Here is a 22,444-nt window from a genome sequence, read left to right as displayed (position 1 = left end):
CCGGCTGATCCCCAGACGATCACCGGCTGACCTGCCGGTTCGCCCGGCCGGGAGCAGCGCGGCCGGGCGGGCCGCGCTGCTCCGGTAGCATCGGCCCACGTGGCATCGACGAACGACCTGAAGAACGGCATCGTGCTCAACCTCGACGGACAGCTGTGGTCCGTGATCGAGTTCCAGCACGTGAAGCCCGGCAAGGGCGGCGCCTTCGTCCGCACCAAGCTGAAGAACGTGCTGTCGGGCAAGGTCGTCGACCGCACCTTCAACGCGGGCACCAAGGTCGACACGGCCACGGTCGACAAGCGCGACATGCAGTACCTGTACCGCGACGGCGTCGACTTCGTCTTCATGGACTCGGACACGTACGACCAGATCACCATCCCCGAGGCCACGGTCGGTGACGTCGCCAACTTCCTCCTCGAGAGCGCCGAGGCGATCGTCGCCGTGCACGAGGGCACCCCGCTGTACGTCGAGCTGCCCACCTCGGTAGTCCTCGAGGTCACCTACACCGAGCCGGGCCTGCAGGGAGACCGCTCCACCGGCGGCACCAAGCCCGCCACCGTCGAGACCGGCTACCAGATCCAGGTGCCGCTGTTCCTCGAGACGGGCACGAAGGTCAAGGTCGACACCCGCACGGGTGACTACCTGGGCCGCGTCAACTAGTGGCGGCCCGCACCAAGGCCCGCAAGCGGGCCCTCGACCTGCTGTTCGAGGCCGAGCAGCGCGGCGTCGACCCGGTCGCCCTGGCCGCCGAGCGGCTCGCGAGCGGCCTGGTCGGGGTGCCGCAGTACTCCGCCGACCTCGTCGAGGGCGTCCAGGCGCACCGCGAGCGGATCGACGAGCTGCTCGAGACGTACTCGCACGGGTGGTCGCTCGACCGCATGCCCGCCGTCGACCGCAACCTGCTGCGCATCGGCACCTTCGAGCTGATCTGGAGCGACGACGTCCCCGACGCGGTCGCCGTCGCGGAGGCCGTCGGGCTGGCGCAGGAGCTCTCCACCGACGACTCGCCCGCCTTCGTCAACGGCCTGCTGGGCCGCCTGATGGAGATGAAGCCGGGGCTCGTCGACTCCTGAGGCCTCGTGCCGGCCGTCCAGCTCACGCGCTGTCATGACGCAGAAGACCCGCACTCCCTCCCGGGGGTGCGGGTCTTCTTCGTGCTCACCGGCCGTGACCGGTGCGGCGGCTCAGCTGCCGGGCGCGACCGCGCGGCGGGCGTCGGCGTCCAGCACGCCCCAGCCGATGAGCTCCTCGGCCAGCTGGTGCGGCGGGAGGTCGTAGATGACGGCGAGGGCGCGCAGGTCGTCGCTGCGGATCGACAGCACCTTGCCGTTGTAGTCGCCGCGCTGGCTCTGGATGGTGGCGGCGTAGCGGGCCAGCGGGCCGGCCTTCTCCGACGGCACCGACTGCAGGCGCTCCAGGTCGAGCACCAGCTTGGGCGGCGGCTCGCTGTGGCTAGCGGTCCCGCCGTCGGGCAGGAGCGCGGAGACCGGCACCCCGTAGAAGTCGGCCAGCTCGGCCAGGCGCTGCACGGTCACGGCGCGGTCGCCGCGCTCGTAGGAGCCGACCACCACCGCCTTCCACTGGCCGCCGGAGCGCTGCTCGACGCCCTGCAGGGACAGGCCCTGCTGCGTGCGGATGGCGCGCAGCCGGCTGCCGAGCGCCTTGGCGTACCCCGATCCTTCCTCGGACATCCCGACCCCTCTCACCACGCGGTTCTCGAAGTTCAACAGACAGTGATCGTCACGGGGAGTCATGCCCCGGTCAACTCCAGCCTGGTCACAGGCAGTAGTTGTTCACCCAGAGTGACTACTGGTGACCAGTGGGCGACAGCTGGCGGACCTGTCGCGGACGACCCACCCCCTAGGTTCCCAGAGGCGCCTCGCGATCAGGCGGGGCACCGCCGTGGAGTACGGTTCCCGTGTTCCGACGTCCTTCAACCTCCGTCCTGTGAGGCGGGGAAGGAGTCGCCGCATGGCTGGCGCACGCCCGGGTGACGACCGCACCGCACCCCTCGTCCACACCGCGGGTCCCACCCCCCGCTCCGCGACCGTCCTCGACGCCGCCGAGGTGTCGCGGGCGCTGACCCGCATCGCCCACGAGGTGCTCGAGCGCAACAAGGGCCCCGAGGGCCTGGTGCTCATGGGCATCCCGCGCCGCGGCACCCACCTGGCCCGCCGCCTGGCCGAGCGCCTCGCGCAGGTCGAGCCCGCCTTCGACGCCGAGGCGTGCACCGGGAGCCTCGACGTCACGCTCCACCGCGACGACCTGCGCCGGAACCCCACGCGCACGCCCGAGCCGACGCGCCTGCCGGCCACCGGCATCGACGACGCGACCGTCGTCCTCGTCGACGACGTCCTCTACTCCGGGCGCACCGTCCGGGCCGCGCTCGACGCCCTGTCCGACCTCGGCCGCCCCCGCGCCGTGCGCCTGGCCGTCCTGGTCGACCGCGGGCACCGCGAGCTGCCGATCCGGGCCGACCACGTGGGCAAGAACCTCCCGACGTCGACGGCGGAGCGCGTCTTCGTGCACCTCGCCGAGACCGACGGCGAGGACGCGGTGCTGATCGAGGGGCCCACCGAGCGGCACGCCGAGGGGGAGGAGCGGTGAGGCACCTCCTGTCCACGGCCGACCTCTCCCGCGCCGAGGCCGTGCGCGTGCTCGACGTGGCCGAGCAGATGGCCGCGACGCAGCAGCGCGAGATCAAGAAGCTGCCCACCCTGCGCGGCCGCACCGTGGTGAACCTCTTCTTCGAGGACTCCACCCGCACCCGCATCAGCTTCGAGACCGCCGCCAAGCGCCTCTCCGCCGACGTCATCACCTTCTCCGCCAAGGGCTCCAGCGTCTCCAAGGGCGAGAGCCTCAAGGACACCGCGCTCACGCTGCAGGCGATGGGCGCCGACGCCGTCGTCATCCGCCACGGCTCCTCGGGCGCCCCGCTGCGCCTGGCGCGCTCCGGCTGGACCAGCGGCGCCGTGCTCAACGCCGGTGACGGCACCCACGAGCACCCCACCCAGGCGCTGCTCGACGCGTTCACGCTGCGCCGCCACCTCGTCGGGGGCGGCCCCGGGGGCGGCCCGGCTGCTGATCGGGTGGGCGCCGACCTCGCGGGCAAGCACGTCGTCGTCGTCGGTGACGTGCTGCACAGCCGCGTGGCCCGCTCCAACGTCCACCTGCTGCACGTCCTCGGCGCGCGGACCACGCTGGTGGCGCCGCCGACGCTGCTGCCCATCGGTGTCGAGACCTGGCCCTGCGAGGTCTCCTACGACCTCGACGCCGCGCTCCGCGGTGACGTGCAGGGCCCCGTGGACGCCGTGATGGCGCTGCGGGTGCAGCTCGAGCGCATGGACGCCGCCTACTTCCCCTCGGCGCGGGAGTACTCGCGCCGGTACGGCATCGACGCCGCGCGCCTGGCCCTCCTGCCGCCGCACGCGTCGCTGCTCCACCCCGGGCCGATGAACCGCGGCCTGGAGATCACCGCCGAGGCCGCCGACGGCGCGCGCAGCCGCATCGTCGAGCAGGTCACCAACGGCGTGGCGGTCCGCATGGCCGCCCTGTACCTGCTGCTCGCTGGAGAGGACGCCTGATGACGACGACGCTCGTGCGCGCGGCCCGGCCCCTGGGAGCCGAGCCCCGCGACCTGCTGCTGCGCGACGGCCTGGTGGCCGAGGTCGCCCCCGCCGGGACCCTGACGGCCCCCGACGGCGCCCGCACCGTCGAGGCCGAGGGCCTGGTGGCCCTGCCCGGCCTGGTCGACCTGCACACCCACCTGCGCGAGCCCGGCCGCGAGGACGCCGAGACCGTGGACACCGGCACCCGCGCCGCGGCCCTCGGCGGCTTCACGGCCGTGCACGCGATGGCCAACACCGCTCCCGTCGCCGACACCGCCGGCGTGGTCGAGCAGGTGTGGCGCCTGGGCCGCGAGGCCGGCTGGTGCGACGTGCGCCCGGTCGGCGCCGTGACCACCGGCCTGGAGGGCCAGCGCCTGGCCGAGCTCGGCGCCATGGCCGACTCCGCCGCCGGGGTGCGCGTGTTCTCCGACGACGGGAAGTGCGTCTTCGACGCCGTCCTCATGCGCCGGGCGCTGGAGTACGTGAAGGCCTTCGACGGCGTCGTGGCCCAGCACGCCCAGGAGCCCCGGCTCACCGAGGGCGCGCAGATGAACGAGGGCGCCGTCTCCGGCGTGCTCGGGCTGCGGGGGTGGCCGGCCGTGGCGGAGGAGGCGATCATCGCCCGCGACGTGCTGCTCGCCGGGCACGTCGGCTCCCGCCTGCACGTCTGCCACCTCTCCACCGCCGGCAGCGTCGAGATCGTGCGCTGGGCCAAGGCCCGCGGCGTCGACGTCACCGCCGAGGTGACGCCCCACCACCTCCTCCTCACCGACGAGCTGGTCCGCGGCTACGACCCCGTCTACAAGGTCAACCCCCCGCTGCGCACCGACGACGACGTCCGCGCCCTGCGCGCCGGGGTCGCCGACGGCACGATCGACGTCGTCGCCACCGACCACGCCCCCCACCCGGTGGAGGACAAGGACTGCGAGTGGTCCGCCGCCGCCATGGGCATGACCGGCCTGGAGACGGCGCTGTCCGTCGTCGTCCAGGCGCTGGTGGAGCCGGGGCACCTCGACTGGGCCGGTGTGGCGCGCGTGATGTCGCAGACCCCGGCGCGCATCGGGCGGGTCGCCTCCCAGGGCGGCTCCCTGCAGGTCGGCGAGGCCGCGAACCTGGTGCTGGTCGACCCGGCCGCCCGCTGGACGGTCGACCCGTCCGCGATGGCCACCAAGGGCCGCAACAGCCCCTTCGCCGGCCGCGAGCTGCCCGCGCGCGTCGTCGCGACGTTCTGGGAGGGCCACGCCACCGTGCTAGACGGCGCGCTGGCCACCGCCCGCCCGGCGGAGGCGGGGTCGACGTGGACCAGGTGATCGCCGGGCTGGCGCTGCTCGCGCTGGTCCCGCTGGTGTGGCTGCTCATGCTGCGCAGCTGGCGCCGCCGCGGCGCCCAGCAGGGCGCGGTGCTGTCCGCGCCCGCCGGCGTCGACGACGCCGCGTGGACGGGGGAGACCTCCCCGGAGGCCGCTGCCCGCACCGTGACGGGCACCTACGTCTCGACCGTCCTCGCCGGGCGCCCGCTGGAGCGCGTGACCGCGCACGGCCTGGGCTCGCGCAGCCTGGCCGAGGTGGCGGCCGAGCCGCACCGGCTCGTCCTGCGGCGCCCCGGCGCCGCCTCGTTCTCGATCCCCGCCGCTGACCTGCTGGGCGCGCACCGCGCCCGCGGGCAGGCGGGCAAGGTGATGTTCGGCAAGGAGGACCTCGTGGTGATCTCGTGGCGGCTCGACGGGCCGCAGGGCCCGGTCGCGCTGGAGACGGCGGTGCGCACCAAGCCCCAGCAGGACGCCCCCGTCCTGGTGGCGCTGGTCGAGGGCCTCGTGCCCCGGCCCTCCGACGGTCCAGCACCCGGCCCGGCAGGTACCGACGCGGAGGAGGCGGCATGAGCACGACGACGAGCACGACCAGCAGCACGAGCAGCACCGCGGCAGGACCGGCGCTGCTGGTCCTGGAGGACGGGCGCACCTTCACCGGGCGCGCCTACGGCGCCGTCGGCGAGACGGTCGGCGAGGCCGTCTTCTGCACCGCGATGACCGGCTACCAGGAGACGATCACCGACCCGAGCTACCACCGCCAGGTGGTGGTCATGACGGCCCCGCACATCGGCAACACCGGCTGGAACGACGAGGACGACGAGTCCTCCCAGATCTGGGTCGCCGGGTACGTGGTCCGCGACCCCGCCCGCCGCGCCTCCTCGTGGCGCTCGCGCCGCGAGCTGGTCGACGAGCTGTCCGCCCAGGGCGTCGTCGGGATCTCCGGCGTCGACACCCGGGCGCTGACCCGCCACCTGCGCGAGCGCGGTGCGATGCGCGTCGGCGTCTTCTCCGGGCCGGCGCTCGAGGGCGCCAGCGCCGAGGCGCTGGTCGAGCGCGTGCGCGGCGGGGCGCAGATGGCCGGCGCCGACCTCGCCGGCCAGGTCTCCACGCAGGACGCCTACGTGGTGCCGGCCCTCGGCGAGAAGCGCTTCACCGTCGCCGCCGTCGACCTCGGCATCAAGGCGAACACCCCCCGCGAGCTGGCCCGCCGCGGTGCGGAGGTCCACGTCCTGCCCGCGATGGCCACCCTCGAGGACGTGCTCGCGGTCAGCCCCGACGGCGTCTTCTTCTCCAACGGCCCGGGCGACCCGAGCGCCGCCACCCACGAGGTCGCGCTGATCCAGCAGGTGCTGGAGCGCAGGATCCCGTTCTTCGGCATCTGCTACGGCAACCAGCTGCTGGGCCGCGCCCTCGGCCTGGGCACCTACAAGCTGCGCTACGGCCACCGCGGCGTGAACCAGCCGGTGCTCGACAGGTCCACCGGGCGCGTCGAGGTCACGGCCCACAACCACGGCTTCGCCGTGGACGCCCCGCTGGAGGGCTCGGTCGCCAGCCCCTTCGGCGAGGTCGAGGTCAGCCACGTCGGCCTCAACGACGGCGTGGTCGAGGGCCTGCGGGTCAGCGGCTCCCCGGCGTTCTCGGTGCAGTACCACCCCGAGGCCGCGGCCGGCCCGCACGACGCCAACTACCTCTTCGACAGGTTCGCCGCCCTGGTCGCCGACCCGGGCGCGCCCCTGCCGCCGCTGGTGAACGCGCCCAAGCCGACCAGCAGCACCACCTCGTCCCCCACCGACCACGCCACCAGCAGCTCCGACCAGAAGGGCGACCGCTGATGCCGCGCCGCGAAGACCTCAGCTCCGTCCTCGTCATCGGCTCCGGCCCGATCGTCATCGGCCAGGCCGCGGAGTTCGACTACTCGGGCACCCAGGCGTGCCGCGTGCTGCGCTCCGAGGGCCTGCGCGTGATCCTCGTCAACTCCAACCCGGCGACGATCATGACCGACCCGGAGGTCGCGGACGCCACGTACGTCGAGCCGATCACCTCCGACGTCATCGAGGCGATCATCGCCAAGGAGCGCCCCGACGCCGTCCTGGCGACCCTCGGCGGGCAGACGGCCCTCAACGCCGCCATCGCCCTGCACGAGAGCGGCGTGCTCGCGAAGTACGACTGCGAGCTCATCGGGGCCGACGTCCCGGCCATCCAGCTGGGCGAGGACCGGCAGAAGTTCAAGGGCGTGGTCGAGCGCTGCGGCGCCGAGAGCGCCCGCAGCCGCACCGCCCACACGATGGACGAGTGCCTCGAGGTGGCCGCCGACCTCGGCTACCCGCTCGTCGTCCGCCCCTCGTTCACGATGGGCGGCCTCGGCTCCGGGTTCGCGCACGACGAGGCCGACCTGCGCCGCATCGCCGGCGCGGGCCTGCACGCCAGCCCCACCACCGAGGTGCTCCTGGAGGAGTCGATCCTCGGCTGGAAGGAGTACGAGCTCGAGCTCATGCGCGACCACGCCGACAACGTGGTGGTCGTCTGCTCGATCGAGAACTTCGACCCGATGGGCGTGCACACCGGCGACTCGATCACCGTGGCGCCCGCGATGACGCTCACCGACCGCGAGTACCAGCGGATGCGCGACGTCGGCATCGCCGTCATCCGCGAGGTCGGCGTCGACACCGGCGGCTGCAACATCCAGTTCGCGATCAACCCGGCCGACGGCCGCATGATCGTCATCGAGATGAACCCGCGCGTCTCGCGCTCCTCGGCGCTGGCGTCCAAGGCCACCGGCTTCCCGATCGCCAAGATCGCCGCGAAGCTCGCCGTCGGGTACAGCCTCGACGAGGTCGCCAACGACATCACCGAGAAGACCCCCGCCAGCTTCGAGCCCTCGCTCGACTACGTCGTGGTCAAGGTGCCCCGGTTCGCCTTCGAGAAGTTCCCGGCGGCCGACACCTCCCTGACCACCACCATGAAGAGCGTCGGCGAGGCCATGGCCATCGGTCGCTCCTTCCCCGAGGCGCTGCAGAAGGCGCTGCGCTCGGTCGAGCAGCGCGGGGCCACGTTCTCCTGGGACGGGCCCGCGCCCACGGCCGCCGAGGTCGACGCGCTGGTCGAGCGCGCCAAGAAGCCGACCGACGGACGCATCACCGCCGTGCAGCAGGCGCTGCGCGGAGGTGCCTCCGTGGAGCGGCTCTTCGAGGCCACGCGGATCGACCCGTGGTTCCTCGACCAGATGCTGCTCATCGAAGAGGTGGCCAGTGAGGTCGCCGCGGTGGCGGACTCCGAGAGCAGCTCGCTGGCTGGGCTCGACGAGGCGCTGCTGCGCCGCGCCAAGCGCCACGGCTTCTCCGACGCCCAGCTCGCCCAGCTGCTCGGGGCCACCGAGGCCGAGGTGCGCGCGCACCGCCAGGGCCTGGGGGTGCGCCCGGTCTTCAAGACCGTCGACACCTGCGCCGCCGAGTTCGCCGCTGCGACGCCGTACCACTACTCCTCCTACGACGAGGAGGACGAGGTCGTCGCCTCCGGCCGCCAGAAGGTCGTGGTGCTGGGCTCCGGCCCCAACCGCATCGGCCAGGGCGTCGAGTTCGACTACTCCTGCGTCCACGCCGTCCTCGCCCTGCGCGAGGCCGGCTACGAGGCGGTGCTGGTCAACTGCAACCCCGAGACGGTCTCCACCGACTACGACACCTCCGACCGCCTCTACTTCGAGCCGCTGACGCTCGAGGACGTGCTCGAGGTGCTGCACGCCGAGGCCTCCTCCGGCGAGCTGGTCGGCGTCATCGCCACCCTCGGCGGCCAGACGCCGCTCGGTCTGGCAGCGCAGCTCGAGGCCGAGGGGATCCCCGTGCTGGGCACCTCCCCGGCCGCGATCGACCTCGCCGAGGACCGCGGCGAGTTCGGCCGCGTGCTCGCCGAGGCCGGCCTGCGCGCTCCGCAGTTCGGGACGGCGACCTCCGTCGACGAGGCGGCCGCCGTGGCCGAGGAGATCGGCTACCCCGTGCTCGTGCGCCCCTCGTACGTGCTCGGCGGGCGCGGCATGCAGATCGTCTACGACCCCGCCACCCTCGCCGAGTACGTCGAGCGGGCCACCGTCGCCAGCCCCGACCACCCGGTGCTGGTCGACAGGTTCCTCGACGACGCCGTGGAGATCGACGTCGACGCCCTCTTCGACGGCACGGACGTCTACCTCGGCGGGATCATGGAGCACATCGAGGAGGCCGGGGTCCACTCCGGTGACTCCGCGTGCGTGCTGCCGCCGGTGACGCTCGGCGCCTCGGTGCTGCAGCGGGTGCGCGAGGCCACCGAGGGCATCGCCCGCGGCGTCGGCGTGCGCGGCCTGCTCAACGTGCAGTACGCGCTGGCCAGCGACGTGCTCTACGTGCTCGAGGCCAACCCCCGCGCCTCGCGGACCGTGCCGTTCGTGGCCAAGGCCACCGGCGTCGCGCTGGCCAAGGCCGCCGCGCGCATCGCCGTCGGCACCACCATCGCCGAGCTGCGCGCCGAGGGGCTGCTGCCCGCCAGCGGCGACGGCGGCGACCTGCCCGCCGACTCCCCGGTCTCGGTGAAGGAGGCGGTGCTGCCGTTCAAGCGCTTCCTCACCCCCGAGGGGCTCGTCGTCGACAGCCTGCTCGGCCCCGAGATGCGCTCCACCGGCGAGGTGATGGGCATCGACGTCGACTTCCCCTCGGCGTTCGCCAAGAGCCAGGCCGCCGCCTACGGGGGACTGCCGCTGTCGGGCCGGGTCTTCGTGTCCGTGGCCGACCCGGACAAGCGCGCCGTGATCTTCCCGGTGAAGCGCCTGGCCGACCTGGGCTTCGAGGTGCTCGCCACCGAGGGCACGGCGGTCACGCTGCGCCGCCACGGCATCGCCAGCACCGTGGTGCGCAAGCACTCCACCGGCCAGGGGCCGGACGGCGAGCCGACCGTGGTCGAGCGGATCCTCGCCGGGGAGGTCGACCTGGTGGTCAACAGCCCCAGCACGAGCACCGGCGGCAGCGGGACGGCGGGCGCCTCGGGCGCCTCGACCGCCTCCACGCGGGCCGACGGGTACGAGATCCGCGCCGCCACGGCGGCGATGGACGTGCCGATCATCACGACCGTGCAGCAGCTGGCCGCGGCGGTCTCGGCGATCGACACCGCCCACGGCGCGCGCGCCGCCGGTGAGCCGGTGCGCGTGCGGTCCCTGCAGGACCACGCCGCCGCGCTGCGGACGGCCCGCTAGTGGCGGCCGGCGCGGGGGCGCTCGCGGCGGCCCCGGGCGAGGTCGCCCAGGGCGTCCAGGAGCTGGCCGAGGTCGTCTCCGCGCGGCCCGTGGGCGCGTACACCCACCTGGTGCTGCGCGCCCCCGAGGCCGCCCGCCGGGCGCGCCCCGGGCAGTTCGTGGCGTGCGGCACCGGCGACTCCGGCATGCTCCTGCGCCGCTCGCTGTCGCTGCACGCCGCCGACCCGGAGGCGGGCACCCTCGAGGTGGTCGTCGCCGCGGCCGGCCCGGGCACGCGGCTGCTCGCCGCGAAGCGCCCCGGCGACACCGTCTCCACGACGGCGCCCCTGGGCCGCCCGTTCCCGCTGCCGGCCCCTGGCACCCCGGCCGTCGTCATCGGCGGCGGCTACGGGGCCGCGCCGCTGCCCTGGCTGGCCGGGCAGCTGGTGGCCACCGGCAGCCGCGTCGTCGGGATCGTCGGGGCCGCCAGCGCCGACCGGCTGCTGGGCACCAGCGCCGTCGACGAGGCCACGGCGCTGGACGGGGTCGCTGACGCCGTCGTCATCACCACCGACGACGGCTCCCTCGGCGCTCCCGGGCGCGTCACCGACGCGCTGCCCGAGGTGCTGCACGAGCTGGCCGAGCTGGGCGAGCCCGTCGTCTACGCCTGCGGGCCCATGCCGATGCTCCGCGCCGTCCACACCACCACCCGCGAGGCGCTGGGCGACGGCGCGAGCACGTGGCTCGCCGTCGAGGAGTCGATGGCCTGCGGCGTCGGCGTCTGCATGACGTGCGTGCTGCCCGTGGCTGCGGTCGACGACGACGGGGTCACTCGCACCCGGATGCTGCGGGCCTGCACCGCCGGCCCGGTGTTCGACGGCGACGCGCTGCGCTGGGACGCCATCGGCGCAGCGGAGCACCTGCGGGGCGGGGCGCTGGTCCCCGACGACGCCGTGGGCGCCCCGAAGGCGACGGGAGGCCACTGACCGTGTCCACCGCGATCATGGACCTCCCGAACACCTCGGTGGACCTGTCCACCTCGATCGGCTCGCTGCACCTGCCGGCCCCCACGATGACGGCGTCGGGGTGCGCCGCCGCCGGGGCCGAGCTCGCGCCGTACCTCGACCTGTCGGAGCTCGGCGCCGTCGTCACCAAGTCGGTGATGCGGCAGGCCCGCTCCGGGCGCGCCACGCCCCGCATGGCCGAGACCCCCTCGGGGATGCTCAACTCCATCGGCCTGCAGGGGCCGGGCGTCGAGTCCTTCGCCGCGCACGACCTGCCGGTGCTGGAGGCCGCGGGAGCGCGCGTCGTCGCCTCCATCGCCGGGGGAGACCCGGAGGAGTTCGGGGAGCTGGCCGCCCGCCTGGCGCGCGAGAGCGCCGTCGGGGCCCTCGAGGTCAACATCTCCTGCCCGAACGTCGCCAACCGCGGGCTCGTCTTCGCGTGCGACCCGGGCGCCTCCCGCGCGGTGCTCGAGGCGGTCAGCGAGGCCGTCCGCGCCTCCGGGCGCCCCGACCTGCCGGTGCTCGCCAAGCTCAGCCCCGACGTCACCGACCTGGTGGCCGTGGCCCGGGCCTGCACCGACGGCGGCGCCACGGGTCTGACGGCCATCAACACCACCCTCGGCATGGTCGTCGACCCGGTCACCCTGCGCCCGCAGCTCGCGGGGGTCACCGGAGGCACCTCCGGGCCCGCCATCCGCCCGATCGCCGTGCGCTGCGTCTGGCAGCTCACGGCCGCCAAGCGCGCCGGCGTGCTGCCCGACGTGCCCGTCGTCGGCGCCGGGGGAGTGGCCAGCGGCGCGGACGCCCTGCAGCTCATCGCCGTCGGGGCGTGCGCCGTGCAGGTCGGCACGGCGACCTTCGCCGACCCGTCGGCGCCGGTCCGCGTGGCCCGCGAGCTGGGGGCCGAGCTCGCCCGCCGGGGCGCGACCCGCCTGGCCGACGTCGTCGGCATCGCCCACGAGCCCGGGAGGGGCCTCCGATGAGCCAGCAGCCCAGCCACCCAGCCGACCGGCGGCCCGACCAGGGGCCCGACCAGCGGTCCGAGCAGCGGTCCGAGCAGCGGTCCGAGCAGCAGCCCGAGCCCTTCGGCACCCGCCTGGCCGGCGCCATGGCGGCCCACGGGCCCCTGTGCGTCGGCATCGACCCCTCGCCGGCCCTCCTGGCCTCCTGGGGCCTGTCCGACGACGTGAGCGGTCTGGAGCGCTTCTCCCGGACGGTCGTGGAGGCCGTGGCCGGGGCGTGCGCCGCGGTCAAGCCGCAGGCGGCGTTCTTCGAGCGCCACGGCTCGCGCGGCGTCGCCGTCCTCGAGCAGGTCGTGGCCGACGCGCGGGCCGCCGGCCTGCTCTGCGTGGTCGACGCCAAGCGCGGCGACATCGGCTCCACCATGGCCGCCTACGCCGACGCGTTCGCGGGGGAGGGGTCGCCGCTGGCCGGCGACGCCGTCACCGCCTCGCCCTACCTCGGGTTCGGCTCGCTCGACCCGCTCATGGAGGTGGCCGAGCGCACCGGGCGCGGCGTGTTCGTGCTGGCGCTGACGTCGAACCCCGAGGGGGCCTCGGTGCAGCACGCCCGCGACGCCGACGGGCTCGCCACCGCAGCGGCCGTCGCCCGCGCCGCAGCTCAGCGCAACGCCGCGGCCCGGGAGGCCGGCGCCCCGCTCGGCTCCGTCGGCCTCGTGGTGGGGGCGACGACGGGCTCCGCCGCGGAGCGCCTGGGGCTCGACCTCGCCGCCGTGCACGGCCCGCTGCTGGCCCCGGGGATCGGCGCGCAGGGCGCCGGCCCCGCCGACCTGGAGCGCGTCTTCGGGGGCGCGCGCGGCGCCGTCCTGGCCTCCTCGAGCCGCGAGGTGCTCTCGGCCGGACCCTCGGTGTCGGCGCTCCGGGAGACGGCCGTACGCTCTGCCGACGCCTGCCGCCACGCGCTGGTGGGCGAGGCCGGTCACGCCGGGTGACCCACCCCGCCGTTGCTCCGACCAGGCGACCTGGCTAGGTTCGCCACCAGTCCACTTTCCCCCACGACGCCCAGAGGTGACTGTCCGTGCCGCTCCCGATCCTGACTCCCGAGCAGCGAGCCGCGGCCCTGGAGAAGGCCGCCCAGGCACGCCGTGAGCGCGCCGAGGTGAAGAACCGCCTGAAGAACTCCCAGGGCGACCTGGGCGACGTCATCCGCGAGGGCCAGGAGAACGACGTCGTCGGCAAGATGAAGGTCTCCGCCCTCCTCGAGGCCCTCCCGGGCGTCGGCAAGGTCCGCGCCCAGAAGGTCATGGAGGAGATCGGCATCTCCGAGACCCGCCGCGTCCGCGGCCTCGGCGCCAACCAGATCAGCGCCCTCATCGAGCGCTTCGGCCGCTGACAGCCCTGAGCACCGAGAACGCCACCGGCCCGGCCGGGACGACGCCCCAGCGGCTGGTCGTCCTGGCCGGGCCGACGGCTGTCGGCAAGGGGACGGTCGCCTCCGACGTGCGGCGCCGCTACCCCCAGGTCTGGCTGTCCGTCTCGGCCACCACCCGGGCGCCCCGCCCCGGGGAGGTCGACGGCGTGCACTACCTCTTCACCTCCGAGGCCGACTTCGACGCCCTCGTCGAGCAGGGGCAGATGCTGGAGTGGGCCGTCGTCCACGGGCGGCACCGCTACGGCACGCCGCGGCGCCCCGTCGAGGAGGCGCTGGCCGCCGGCACGCCGGTGCTGCTGGAGATCGACCTGCAGGGCGCGCGCCAGGTGAAGGCCGCGATGCCGCAGGCGCACTTCGTGTTCCTGGCCCCGCCCAGCTGGGAGGAGCTGACGCGCCGCCTGGTCGGCCGCGGCACCGAGGGGGCCGAGGAGCGGGAGCGCCGCCTGGCCACGGCCCGCGTCGAGCTGGCCGCCGAACCCGAGTTCGACACCACGATCGTCAACCACGACGTCGCCGAGGCCGCTGACGAACTCGTATCATGCATGGGTCTGGGCCCGCTGAGCGCTCGCTCGCAGCACTCGCGCTGAGCTCGCAGGCCCACCCCTGACCCCGAGCTGGAGGACGACCGTGTCCGGAACCGCCGCTGCCCCCGAGGGCATCACCAACCCCCCGATCGACGACCTGCTCGAGGCCGCTGACGGCTCTAAGTACGGCCTGGTCATCTACGCCGCCAAGCGCGCGCGCCAGATCAACGCGTACTACTCCCAGCTCGGCGAGGGCCTGCTGGAGTACGTCGGCCCGCTGGTGGAGACCCACGTGCAGGAGAAGCCGCTGAGCGTGGCGCTGCGCGAGATCGACGCCGGCCTGCTGACGATCCGCCCGGTCAGCGCCGAGGAGGCCGCCGCCGAGGCCGCCGCCGTCGCGCCGTCCGACCCCTTCGCGGCCCCGGCCGACGACCGCTCCTTCTGAGCTCCTCGGGCCCGCCCGCCGTGCGCGTCGTCCTCGGTGTCGGCGGCGGCATCGCCGCCTACAAGGCGGCGCTGCTGCTGCGCCTGTTCACCGAGGGCGGGGCGTCCGTCCGGGTGGTCCCGACCGAGGCCGCGCTGCGCTTCGTGGGTGAGCCCACCTGGGCGGCGCTGTCCGGCCAGGCGGTCGCCACGGACGTCTGGAGCGACGTCCACGAGGTGCCGCACGTGAGGATCGGCCGCGAGGCCGACCTCGTCGTCGTCGCCCCCGCGACCGCCGACCTGCTGGGTCGCGCCGCCCACGGGCTCGCCGACGACCTGCTGACCAACGTGCTGCTCACCGCGCGGTGCCCGGTGCTGCTGGCCCCCGCGATGCACACGGAGATGTGGCAGCACCCCGCGGTGGTGGCGAACACGGCGCTGCTGCGCGAGCGCGGCGTGCACGTGCTGGAGCCCGACAGCGGCCGGCTCACCGGCGCTGACACCGGGCCCGGGCGCCTGCCCGAGCCGGAGCGCATCCACGCCGCGGCGATGGCCCTGCTGGCCGGCGACGGCGGTGGCGCCGCCGTCGTCCCGCCGGTGCGAGACCTCGAGGGGCGCCACGTCGTCGTCTCCGCCGGGGGCACGCGCGAGCCGCTCGACCCGGTCCGCTTCCTCGGCAACGCCTCGTCCGGCCGGCAGGGAGCCGCGCTGGCCGTCCGCGCGCTCGCCCGGGGTGCGCGCGTCACGTACGTGCGGGCCCACACCGAGGTGCCCGACCCCGCCGGAGCGCACGTGGTGCCGGTGAGCACCGCGCTGCAGATGCGCGACGCCGTCCTCACCGCCGCGCGCGCGGGCGGGGGAGCGGACGCCGTCGTCATGGCCGCCGCCGTCGCCGACTTCCGGCCCGCCGCCCCCGCGGAGACGAAGATCAAGAAGAGCGGCGGCTCCGACGACGACGGGGCCCGCCTAGACCTGCAGCTGGTCCGCAACCCCGACGTCCTCGCCGGCCTGGTGGCCGAGCGCCGCTCCGGCGGGCTGCCCGCCAGCACGGTGCTGGTCGGCTTCGCCGCGAGACGGGCGACGAGACCGGCTCCGTCCTCGAGCACGGCCGCCTCAAGGCGCAGCGCAAGGGCGCCGACCTGCTGGTGGTCAACGAGGTCGGTGGTGGCAGGGCCTTCCGGCACCGCCGACAACAACCGTCGTCATCATCGGCGCTGACGGCACCGAGCGGGCCATGGGGCCCGCGCCAAGGAGAGCATCGCCGACGCCGTCTGGGACGCTGTCGCGATGCGCGTGCCCGGCAGCCAGCCCGTCAACACCCGAGGAGACCTCTGATGGCCGCTGCTGCGGACCTGCGCCTGTTCACCTCCGAGTCGGTGACCGAGGGGCACCCCGACAAGATCTGCGACCAGATCAGCGACCGCATCCTCGACGCGATGCTCGACCAGGACCCGACCAGCCGCGTCGCCGTCGAGACCATGGTCACCACCGGCCAGGTGCACATCGCCGGCGAGTGCGGACCAAGGGCTACGTCGAGATCCCGCAGATCGTCGCGAGACCATCCTCGGCATCGGGTACGACTCCTCCGAGAAGGGCTTCGACGGGCACTCCTGCGGCGTCTCGGTCTCGATCGGGGCGCAGTCGACCGACATCGCCCAGGGCGTCGACTCCTCCTGGGAGCAGCGCTCCGGCGGTCTCGACTCCGACGACCCGCTCGACGCCCAGGGCGCCGGTGACCAGGGCCTGATGTTCGGGTACGCCTGCGACGACACCCCGAGCTCATGCCGCTGCCGATCTGGCTGGCGCACCGCCTGTCCGAGCAGCTCACCGCCGTGCGCAAGAGCGGTGAGCTCGCCCACCTGCGGCCCGACGGCAAGACCCAGGTCACCATCGGGTACGACGGCGACCGCGCCGTCTCCCTCGACACGGTGGTCCTCTCCACGCAGCACGCGCCCCGGGTCGACCTCGCCGAGCTGGCCGAGGAGATCCGCACCTCCGTGGTGGCCCCCGTGCTGGAGGGCGTCGACCTCGACACCTCCGGTCACCGGCTGCTGGTGAACCCGACCGGCCGCTTCGAGATCGGCGGCCCCATGGGCGACGCCGGCCTCACCGGCCGCAAGATCATCGTCGACACCTACGGCGGCATGGCTCGCCACGGCGGCGGCGCCTTCTCCGGCAAGGACCCGTCGAAGGTCGACAGGTCCGCGGCGTACGCGATGCGCTGGGTGGCCAAGAAACGTCGTGGCCGCGGGCCTGGCGCGGCGCTGCGAGGTGCAGGTGGCGTACGCCATCGGCGCCTCGCACCCGGTGGGTCTGTACGTGGAGTGCTTCGGCACCGAGACGGTCGACCTGGGCCGCCTCACCGCCGCCATCAAGGAGGTCTTCGACCTCCGCCCGGCCGCGATCGTGCGCGACCTCGACCTGCTGCGCCCCGTCTACGCCCAGACCGCGGCGTACGGGCACTTCGGGCGCGACCTGCCCGGCTTCACCTGGGAGCAGACCGACCGCGCCGCGGCGCTGAAGGCCGCTGCCGGCGCCTGACGCCCTCCGAGCACACGCGCAGGAGCCGCACCCTTCACGGAGAGTGCGGCTCCCGCGCATCTGGTGGCGGGGGCCCGTGACGCCCGACGGGCAGAAGCACCCCCGCGGCGGCCCTGGGGCCTCCCACGGGACTCCTGCCCGTTCGGCGTCACACCCCGGCGACTCGGGCCCACGGTGCAGCCGCCGACGGTGCCGACCACTCGACCAGCCACCCCCGGGACCGCACTCTGCGCGGAGAGTGCGAACGGGGGAGGGGTCTCAGAGGGGGCGGCGGTGGGCGACGACGACGTACCCGCCGTCGTCGTGCGGCGCTCCGTCCCAGGTGGCCCACCGGTGCCCCGGCACCAGGCCCGCCGAGCCGAGCGCGGCGTCGACGTCGGCCAGGGACGTGGGGTCGCAGCCCTCCGGGAGGTGCTCGGCGTCGAGCCCGAAGCCCGCGAGCAGCAGCCCGCCCGGGCGCAGCAGCCCGGCGCACCCGTGGGCCGCCGCCAGCAGGGTGCCCGGGTCCAGCAGGGGGATGACGTTCCCGGCGAGCACGACGGCGTCGAACGGGGCCCCCAGCGGCGCTTCGGCGAGGTCGGCCAGGTCGGCGACCTCCCAGCGCACCTGCGGGTGGTCGCGCCGGGCGACGGCGACCATGGTCTCGTCGGCGTCGCAGCCGACGACGTCGTAGCCCCGCTCCGCGAGCCGCGCTCCGAGGCGTCCGGTGCCGCAGCCGGCGTCGAGCACCCGGGCGGGCGGCGGGACCAGCTGCTCGACGAGCGCGGCCTCGCCGTGCACGTCGGCGCCCTCGGCGGCCATCGTCCGGAGCTGCTCCGCGTACGCCTCGGCGTACCGCTCGCCCCGGGTGGCGCGCGCCACCCGCCGCCAGGTCGCGCTCACGGCTGGAGCCCGTGGTGGGCGGCCTGGTGGGCGGCGAGGTGGTCGGTGAAGCCCTCGGCATCACCGGCGGTGGCGAGCTCCAGGAGGCGGTGGTGCTCGGCCCTGACGCCACCGGGGTCACCGAGGATCTGCTCGGCGCTGCGCGCGATCGTCAGCTGCTGCACGTCGGCCACGCGGTCGTACGCGGCGAGCACGAGCGCGTTCGCGGTGAGCTCGGCGAAGGCGCGGTGGAACGCCATCGCCTGCTGGGTGAAGGCGGTGACGTCGCCGCGGTCCAAGGCCTCGTCCTGGGCGGCCAGGCACGGGGTGAGCCGACCGGCGAGCGCAGCCCTCTGCGCCGGGGCGGCGTCGCGGACGCCCGCGGTCTCCAGGGCGCGGCGCAGCTGCGCCGCCTCTCTGACCTCGGTGGCCGTGAGCTCGCGGACGAGGGCCCCGCGCTGGGGGTAGATGGTGACCCACCCCTCGTCCTGCAGGCGCGTCAGCGCGGTCCGCACCGGGGTGCGGCTCATCTGGAGGGACGCGGCCAGGTCGCCCTCGCTGAGCATCGTCCCGGGCGGGAGGGACCCGGAGAGGATCCGGCTCCTCAGGTGGCCGTGGGCGCGCTGCGCCGCGGTCGTGGTCACCGCTCCATCCTCCCTGGCGCGCCACCGCACCGCCGACTTCTCGGATGCAACTAGGATACAAGTCGTGCCCGCCGCTCCCGCACCCGTGCTCCTGACCGACCCCGAGGTCGCGGCGCTGCACCGCCGCGCGCTGACCGCCGTCGTCGTCTCCCAGGTGCTGGGCGGCGCGGGCCTCGCCGCGAGGGTCACCGTGGGGGCCCTCCTCGCGCAGGACCTCCTGGGTGGTGACGCCGTCGCCGGGCTCCCCGCCGCCCTGACCACCCTCGGGTCGGCCGGTGCCGCGTACGGGGTGGGACGGCTCTCCCAGCGCTCGGGTCGCCGGGTGGGTCTCGGCACCGGGTTCGCGGTGGGGGCCGCAGGGGGAGCGGGCGTCGTCGTCGCAGCCGTGGTCGCCTCGCCGGTGCTGCTGTTCGCCTCGCTGCTGCTCTACGGCGCCGGCACCGCCACCAACCTGCAGGCCCGCTACGCCGGCACCGACCTCGCCCCGCCCCAGGGGCGTGCCACCGCGGCGTCCACCGCCCTGGTCGCCACCACCTTCGGCGCCGTCGCCGGTCCTGCGTCGGTCGACCTCCTGGGCCGGGCGGCCGCCGCCGTCGGGATCCCCGCGCTGGCGGGGCCGTTCGCGCTCAGCGCCGCGGCGTACGCCCTGGCGGGACTGGCCCTCGTCGTCATGCTGCGCCCCGACCCGCTGCTCGTGGCCCGCGAGCAGGCCCAGCTGCGCAGTTCGCAGGACGACGGCGGCGGTGGTGCGGCCAGCGGCGAGCTGCGCGGCGTGCACCGGTCGGGGGTGGCCGTCGGGGCGACCGTCATGGTCCTCACGCAGGTGGCGATGGTCGCGATCATGACCATGACGCCCGTCCACATGCGGCTCCACCACGGCCTGGGGGCGATCGGCGTCGTCATCGCCCTGCACATCAGCGCGATGTTCCTGCCGTCGCTGGTCACCGGCCGCCTCGTCGACCGGTGGGGTCGCGTGCCGGTGGCGATGGCCTCGGCCGGCACGCTGCTGGCCGCCGGCGTCGTCGCGGCGCTCGCGCCGGCGGAGTCCTTCGCACTGCTGGCCCTGGCGCTCGTGCTGCTGGGCCTGGGCTGGAACTTCGGCCTCATCAGCGGCACCGCGCTCATCATCGACGCCACCGACGTGCACAGCAGGGCCCGCGTGCAGGGGAGCACCGACGTCCTCGTCGCCCTCGCGGGGGCGACCGGCGGAGCCCTGTCGGGCGTGGTGGTGGCGGGGGCGGGCTTCGCGGTGCTCGCCCTCGCCGGGGGTGCGCTCGCGCTGCTGCTGGTGCCCGTCGTCGCCCTGCACCGCCGCTCGGCGAGCGCTGGGGCCGTGCCGGCGCCATGATCCGCTCGTGCAGGAGAGCGGCGTCCCGACCAGGTCACCCCGTCAGTGGCTCGCGGCGCTGCCGCAGCCGTTCAAGGCCCTCTGGGTCGTGGGGCTGGTCGCCCTGCTGGGAGCCTTCGCCGGGCTGGCGCTGACCGGGAGCGCCCTGGCCGTGGCGCCGGCGCTCGTGGCCATCGCGGCCGCGGGGGCGGTCCTCGCCCTCGACCTCCGGCGCAACGCGACGCAGCTCACCGAGCTGCTCCGCTCCGGCCGCTGGCTCGGGCAGGACCTGTCGGGCTCGGTGGTGGCCCGCCCGTGGTTCCCCCGGGTGGTGGGCGCCGGCGTCGTCGTGTTCGCCCTGCTCATCGGGCTCGCGCCGGTGCTCGACCCCTCGCCGCCGAGGGGCTGAGGCGCGTCGGATCCCGGCGGGCTCAGTCCGGGCTCAGTCCGGGCTCAGGGGGTGGCCGGGGTCACCAGGCCGCCCTGGACGTCCGTGGCGGGGTAGCCGTCGGGACCGTCGTCGACGGCACCGTTGACGTCGACGAGCGTCCTGTCGCCCAGCGGCGCGGACAGCTCGACCACCACGGGCGTCGGCGGCGGGGCGCCACACCCCTGCGGGCCCTTGCGCAGGTACGCGCCGATGGCGATCCGCACCTGCGTCGGCGTCTCCTCGACCACCGGGTCAGCGATGCCGCTGAGCGGGTCGCTCTCGGACACGCAGGCCCGCTGGTCGACCAGCAGCGCCACCGACGTCGACGTCGGCCCCGGCTCCTCGCCCTCGCGGAGGAACCACACGGCGGGCTCGGTGGTCTTCGGGTCGCGGTCGTCGGAGGTGAAGCGCGCGGAGTACGGCACCTCGCGGCCGATGGCCGCGGTCGCGGCCTGCGCCATGAGGGCGAGGTGTGCTCGTCGGCGTGGTTGCGGCCGTCCTCCTCACCGGGGTTCGGTGCGTAGTCGATCTCGAAGAGGGCCGTCGGGGCGTCCAGCCCACCGCCCGACCCGGCGCGCCGGCCCCCGGGGTAGACGTCGGCCGCGAAGGCGTCGATCGCCGGACCGAGGGCGCGCTCGCGCTCGGCGTCGCTCATCGCGGCCCCTCCGCGCAGCTCGACGGCGACGGGCAGGGCGTCGGCGAGCGGCAGCAGGTCGTCCGGGACGGTGCCCGTCAGGGCCACCCACCCCGGCGTCCGACCGTCGCTGTTCGCCGCGGCGGAGTACTGCTCCGGGTAGCGGGCCCGCACCTGTTCGAAGAACGCCCCCAGCACCTCCTGGTGGCGGATCGACTCCAGCACGTCCTCGAGGCGCTCGGTGCCGTCGGAGTTCTCCACGACGCTCGCGGCCACCTCGCGGTCGTACGCGGTCAGCTCGCGGGGCGCGCGCCGTGCGGCGTCGACGTGACCGTCAGCTCGGCCACCGGCCACGCGTACGTCGCCGGCCCCACCTGGACCGCCGAGAACCCCGCGGGCAGCTCGGGGGCGGCCGAGGAGGCCGGCGCCGTCGAGGCGGCGGGAGCCTGGTCGGACGGCGTCCCGCCGGTCGCGGGGCCACCGCCGACGGCCCCGCACCCGCTGGTGGCGAGGGCGACCACGGCACCGGCCGAGGCCCACAGCAGCGCCGCGCGCCTGATCGTCTGGTCCACGTCCTGGTGACGCCCGTGGCGGCCCGTTCCGTTGCAGGGCGTCCTGGCGGTTCAGGTGAGGGCCTGAGGCACCGGTATCTGGGGGGTCACCCGATGCAGGTCGTGAGGAGGGGCTGTGCCAGGACCCGTCCGTCCCGACGACCTGTTCGCCCTCCTCTCCGGCGACCCGGGCGCCGGCGAGCTGGTGGTGCAGTACCAGCCGGTCGTCGCCACCGCCGACGGCGAGCCGCTGGGCGCCGAGGCGCTCGTGCGCTTGCGCCGGCCCGACGGCGAGGTGGTGATGCCCGACGCCTTCGTGCGCACCGCCGAGGCGAGCGGTCTGGGGTCCTCGCTCGACGAGGCCGTGCTGCGCCGCGCCGCCCAGCAGCTGCTCGCGTGGGACGCCGCGGGCGTCCGGGTCCACCGCGTCGGGGTCAACCTCGGGCGGTCGAGCGTGCTGCGTCCCGACCTGCCGCGCGTGGTCGAGCGGGCCTGCGCCGACGCCGGCATCGGTCCCGACCGGCTCATGCTCGAGGTGGTCGAGCACGAGGAGCTGGAGCTCACCTCCGCCGTCCTGGACCGCCTCCAGGCGCTCGTCGACGACGGCGTCACCCTGGCCGTCGACGACTTCGGCGCCGGGTACGCCGCGGCGGGCCTGCTCCAGGCGCTGCCCGTGGGCGTGCTCAAGACCGACCGGGTGCTGCTGCCCTGCGCGAGCCGCCCCGCCGCCCGCACCGCACCGCGCCCCGGAGCGGTGCTCGCCGGCGTGGTCGCGCTCGCCGCGGCCGCTGGCGTCGAGGTCACCGCCGAGGGCGCCGAGACCCCGGAGCACCTGGCGCTGCTGCGCGAGCTCGGGGTGCCGCACGCCCAGGGCTGGCTGTTCGCCCGCTCCCTCGACCCCGACGCGCTGACCGCCCACTGGCGCGCCTGGGCCGCCGAGCGCGCCGCTGCCCGGACCGCAGCACAGGTGCCCGCGCCGTCCGCCTGACCCGCTCGTGATCATGGG

The 22,444-nt window shown here is 75.2% G+C and carries 22 protein-coding genes and 2 pseudogenes; 19 read left to right on the top strand and 5 right to left on the bottom strand.

The genetic code is table 11. The features are described 5' to 3' along the window. Window positions 1-99: 99 nt before the first annotated feature. Both efp and nusB read left to right on the top strand, forming a co-directional pair. Window positions 100-660 carry an elongation factor P gene (efp, locus tag F1641_RS18995; protein WP_194908076.1) on the top strand — a complete coding sequence of 187 codons (561 nt, stop codon included), beginning with the start codon at window positions 100-102 and terminating at the stop codon, window positions 658-660. Further along, window positions 660-1,073 (top strand): transcription antitermination factor NusB, encoded by a 414-nt coding sequence (gene nusB, locus F1641_RS18990; RefSeq protein WP_194908074.1) that lies wholly within the window; start codon window positions 660-662, stop codon window positions 1,071-1,073. Before efp ends, nusB begins: the two co-directional genes overlap by 1 nt. A gap of 111 nt (window positions 1,074-1,184) precedes the next feature. On the opposite strand, the gene F1641_RS18985 is transcribed toward nusB, so the two are convergent. Further along, window positions 1,185-1,691 (bottom strand): transcriptional regulator, encoded by a 507-nt coding sequence (locus tag F1641_RS18985; protein ID WP_194908072.1) that lies wholly within the window; start codon window positions 1,689-1,691, stop codon window positions 1,185-1,187. A 280-nt stretch (window positions 1,692-1,971) separates the two neighbouring features. Between F1641_RS18985 and pyrR the strand changes: the two genes are divergently transcribed. From pyrR to metK, 14 genes and pseudogenes are all read left to right on the top strand, one after another. After that, complete coding sequence (gene pyrR, locus F1641_RS18980) at window positions 1,972-2,607, top strand: bifunctional pyr operon transcriptional regulator/uracil phosphoribosyltransferase PyrR (RefSeq protein WP_194908070.1); 636 nt, start codon at window positions 1,972-1,974, stop codon at window positions 2,605-2,607. Next, window positions 2,604-3,584, top strand: coding sequence for an aspartate carbamoyltransferase catalytic subunit (locus F1641_RS18975; protein WP_194908068.1), 981 nt, complete (start codon window positions 2,604-2,606; stop codon window positions 3,582-3,584). Before pyrR ends, F1641_RS18975 begins: the two co-directional genes overlap by 4 nt. After that, window positions 3,584-4,918 (top strand): dihydroorotase, encoded by a 1,335-nt coding sequence (locus F1641_RS18970; protein WP_194908066.1) that lies wholly within the window; start codon window positions 3,584-3,586, stop codon window positions 4,916-4,918. Before F1641_RS18975 ends, F1641_RS18970 begins: the two co-directional genes overlap by 1 nt. Next, window positions 4,906-5,487: a hypothetical protein gene (locus F1641_RS18965; protein ID WP_194908064.1), complete on the top strand. Its 582-nt coding sequence runs from the start codon at window positions 4,906-4,908 to the stop codon at window positions 5,485-5,487. Before F1641_RS18970 ends, F1641_RS18965 begins: the two co-directional genes overlap by 13 nt. Further along, window positions 5,484-6,749: a glutamine-hydrolyzing carbamoyl-phosphate synthase small subunit gene (carA, locus tag F1641_RS18960; RefSeq protein WP_194908062.1), complete on the top strand. Its 1,266-nt coding sequence runs from the start codon at window positions 5,484-5,486 to the stop codon at window positions 6,747-6,749. Before F1641_RS18965 ends, carA begins: the two co-directional genes overlap by 4 nt. Continuing rightward, window positions 6,749-10,129, top strand: coding sequence for a carbamoyl-phosphate synthase large subunit (gene carB, locus F1641_RS18955; RefSeq protein WP_194908060.1), 3,381 nt, complete (start codon window positions 6,749-6,751; stop codon window positions 10,127-10,129). Before carA ends, carB begins: the two co-directional genes overlap by 1 nt. Further along, on the top strand, window positions 10,129-11,094 hold the full coding sequence (locus tag F1641_RS18950) for a dihydroorotate dehydrogenase electron transfer subunit (RefSeq protein ID WP_194908051.1): 966 nt from the start codon (window positions 10,129-10,131) through the stop codon (window positions 11,092-11,094). Before carB ends, F1641_RS18950 begins: the two co-directional genes overlap by 1 nt. 2 nt (window positions 11,095-11,096) lie before the next feature. Next, a complete protein-coding gene (locus tag F1641_RS18945; RefSeq protein ID WP_206691478.1) occupies window positions 11,097-12,095 on the top strand; it encodes a dihydroorotate dehydrogenase in 999 nt (332 codons plus the stop codon). 125 nt (window positions 12,096-12,220) lie between these two features. Further along, a complete protein-coding gene (gene pyrF, locus F1641_RS18940) occupies window positions 12,221-13,063 on the top strand; it encodes an orotidine-5'-phosphate decarboxylase (protein ID WP_375541514.1) in 843 nt (280 codons plus the stop codon). An 86-nt stretch (window positions 13,064-13,149) separates the two neighbouring features. Then, complete coding sequence (mihF, locus tag F1641_RS18935) at window positions 13,150-13,464, top strand: integration host factor, actinobacterial type (protein WP_194908047.1); 315 nt, start codon at window positions 13,150-13,152, stop codon at window positions 13,462-13,464. Between the two features lie 5 nt (window positions 13,465-13,469). After that, a complete protein-coding gene (gmk, locus tag F1641_RS18930) occupies window positions 13,470-14,090 on the top strand; it encodes a guanylate kinase (protein ID WP_194908222.1) in 621 nt (206 codons plus the stop codon). 40 nt (window positions 14,091-14,130) lie between these two features. Next, window positions 14,131-14,472: a DNA-directed RNA polymerase subunit omega gene (rpoZ, locus tag F1641_RS18925; protein WP_375541509.1), complete on the top strand. Its 342-nt coding sequence runs from the start codon at window positions 14,131-14,133 to the stop codon at window positions 14,470-14,472. A gap of 20 nt (window positions 14,473-14,492) precedes the next feature. Further along, window positions 14,493-15,785, top strand: a pseudogene (gene coaBC / locus F1641_RS18920) (bifunctional phosphopantothenoylcysteine decarboxylase/phosphopantothenate--cysteine ligase CoaBC). Further along, window positions 15,785-16,991: pseudogene (gene metK, locus F1641_RS24075) on the top strand (methionine adenosyltransferase). The pseudogenes coaBC and metK overlap by 1 nt, the downstream one beginning before the upstream one ends. Before the next feature lie 258 nt (window positions 16,992-17,249). Here the strand turns inward: metK and F1641_RS18910 are convergent. Both F1641_RS18910 and F1641_RS23570 read right to left on the bottom strand, forming a co-directional pair. After that, entirely contained in the window at window positions 17,250-17,873 is a 624-nt protein-coding gene (locus tag F1641_RS18910; RefSeq protein ID WP_219729614.1) for a bifunctional 2-polyprenyl-6-hydroxyphenol methylase/3-demethylubiquinol 3-O-methyltransferase UbiG, read from the bottom strand. Beyond that, the gene (locus F1641_RS23570) at window positions 17,870-18,496 is read right to left on the bottom strand and encodes a GntR family transcriptional regulator (RefSeq protein ID WP_206691477.1); all 627 of its coding nucleotides are present in this window, start codon (window positions 18,494-18,496) and stop codon (window positions 17,870-17,872) included. The genes F1641_RS18910 and F1641_RS23570 overlap by 4 nt, the downstream gene beginning before the upstream one ends. 64 nt (window positions 18,497-18,560) lie before the next feature. On the opposite strand from F1641_RS23570, the gene F1641_RS18900 reads away from it, so the two are divergent. Both F1641_RS18900 and F1641_RS18895 read left to right on the top strand, forming a co-directional pair. Next, entirely contained in the window at window positions 18,561-19,844 is a 1,284-nt protein-coding gene (locus F1641_RS18900) for an MFS transporter (RefSeq protein ID WP_219729613.1), read from the top strand. Window positions 19,845-19,851: 7 nt separating this feature from the next. Next, window positions 19,852-20,232, top strand: a complete 381-nt coding sequence (locus F1641_RS18895; protein ID WP_194908044.1) for a hypothetical protein — start codon at window positions 19,852-19,854, stop codon at window positions 20,230-20,232. A gap of 44 nt (window positions 20,233-20,276) precedes the next feature. Here the strand turns inward: F1641_RS18895 and F1641_RS18890 are convergent, their stop codons facing one another. Beyond that, window positions 20,277-20,714, bottom strand: a complete 438-nt coding sequence (locus F1641_RS18890) for a hypothetical protein (RefSeq protein ID WP_194908043.1) — start codon at window positions 20,712-20,714, stop codon at window positions 20,277-20,279. A gap of 466 nt (window positions 20,715-21,180) precedes the next feature. Beyond that, window positions 21,181-21,459 carry a hypothetical protein gene (locus F1641_RS18885; RefSeq protein WP_194908042.1) on the bottom strand — a complete coding sequence of 93 codons (279 nt, stop codon included), beginning with the start codon at window positions 21,457-21,459 and terminating at the stop codon, window positions 21,181-21,183. 115 nt (window positions 21,460-21,574) lie between these two features. Between F1641_RS18885 and F1641_RS18880 the strand changes: the two genes are divergently transcribed. After that, the gene (locus F1641_RS18880; protein WP_194908040.1) at window positions 21,575-22,426 is read left to right on the top strand and encodes an EAL domain-containing protein; all 852 of its coding nucleotides are present in this window, start codon (window positions 21,575-21,577) and stop codon (window positions 22,424-22,426) included. The last annotated feature ends 18 nt before the right edge of the window (window positions 22,427-22,444 follow it).

Origin of the sequence: Quadrisphaera sp. INWT6 (assembly GCF_015390235.1) — a bacterium.
GTDB lineage: Bacteria > Actinomycetota > Actinomycetes > Actinomycetales > Quadrisphaeraceae > Quadrisphaera.
Note: the sequence above shows the minus strand (reverse complement) of the source record. Positions and strands in the feature narration are given on the sequence as shown.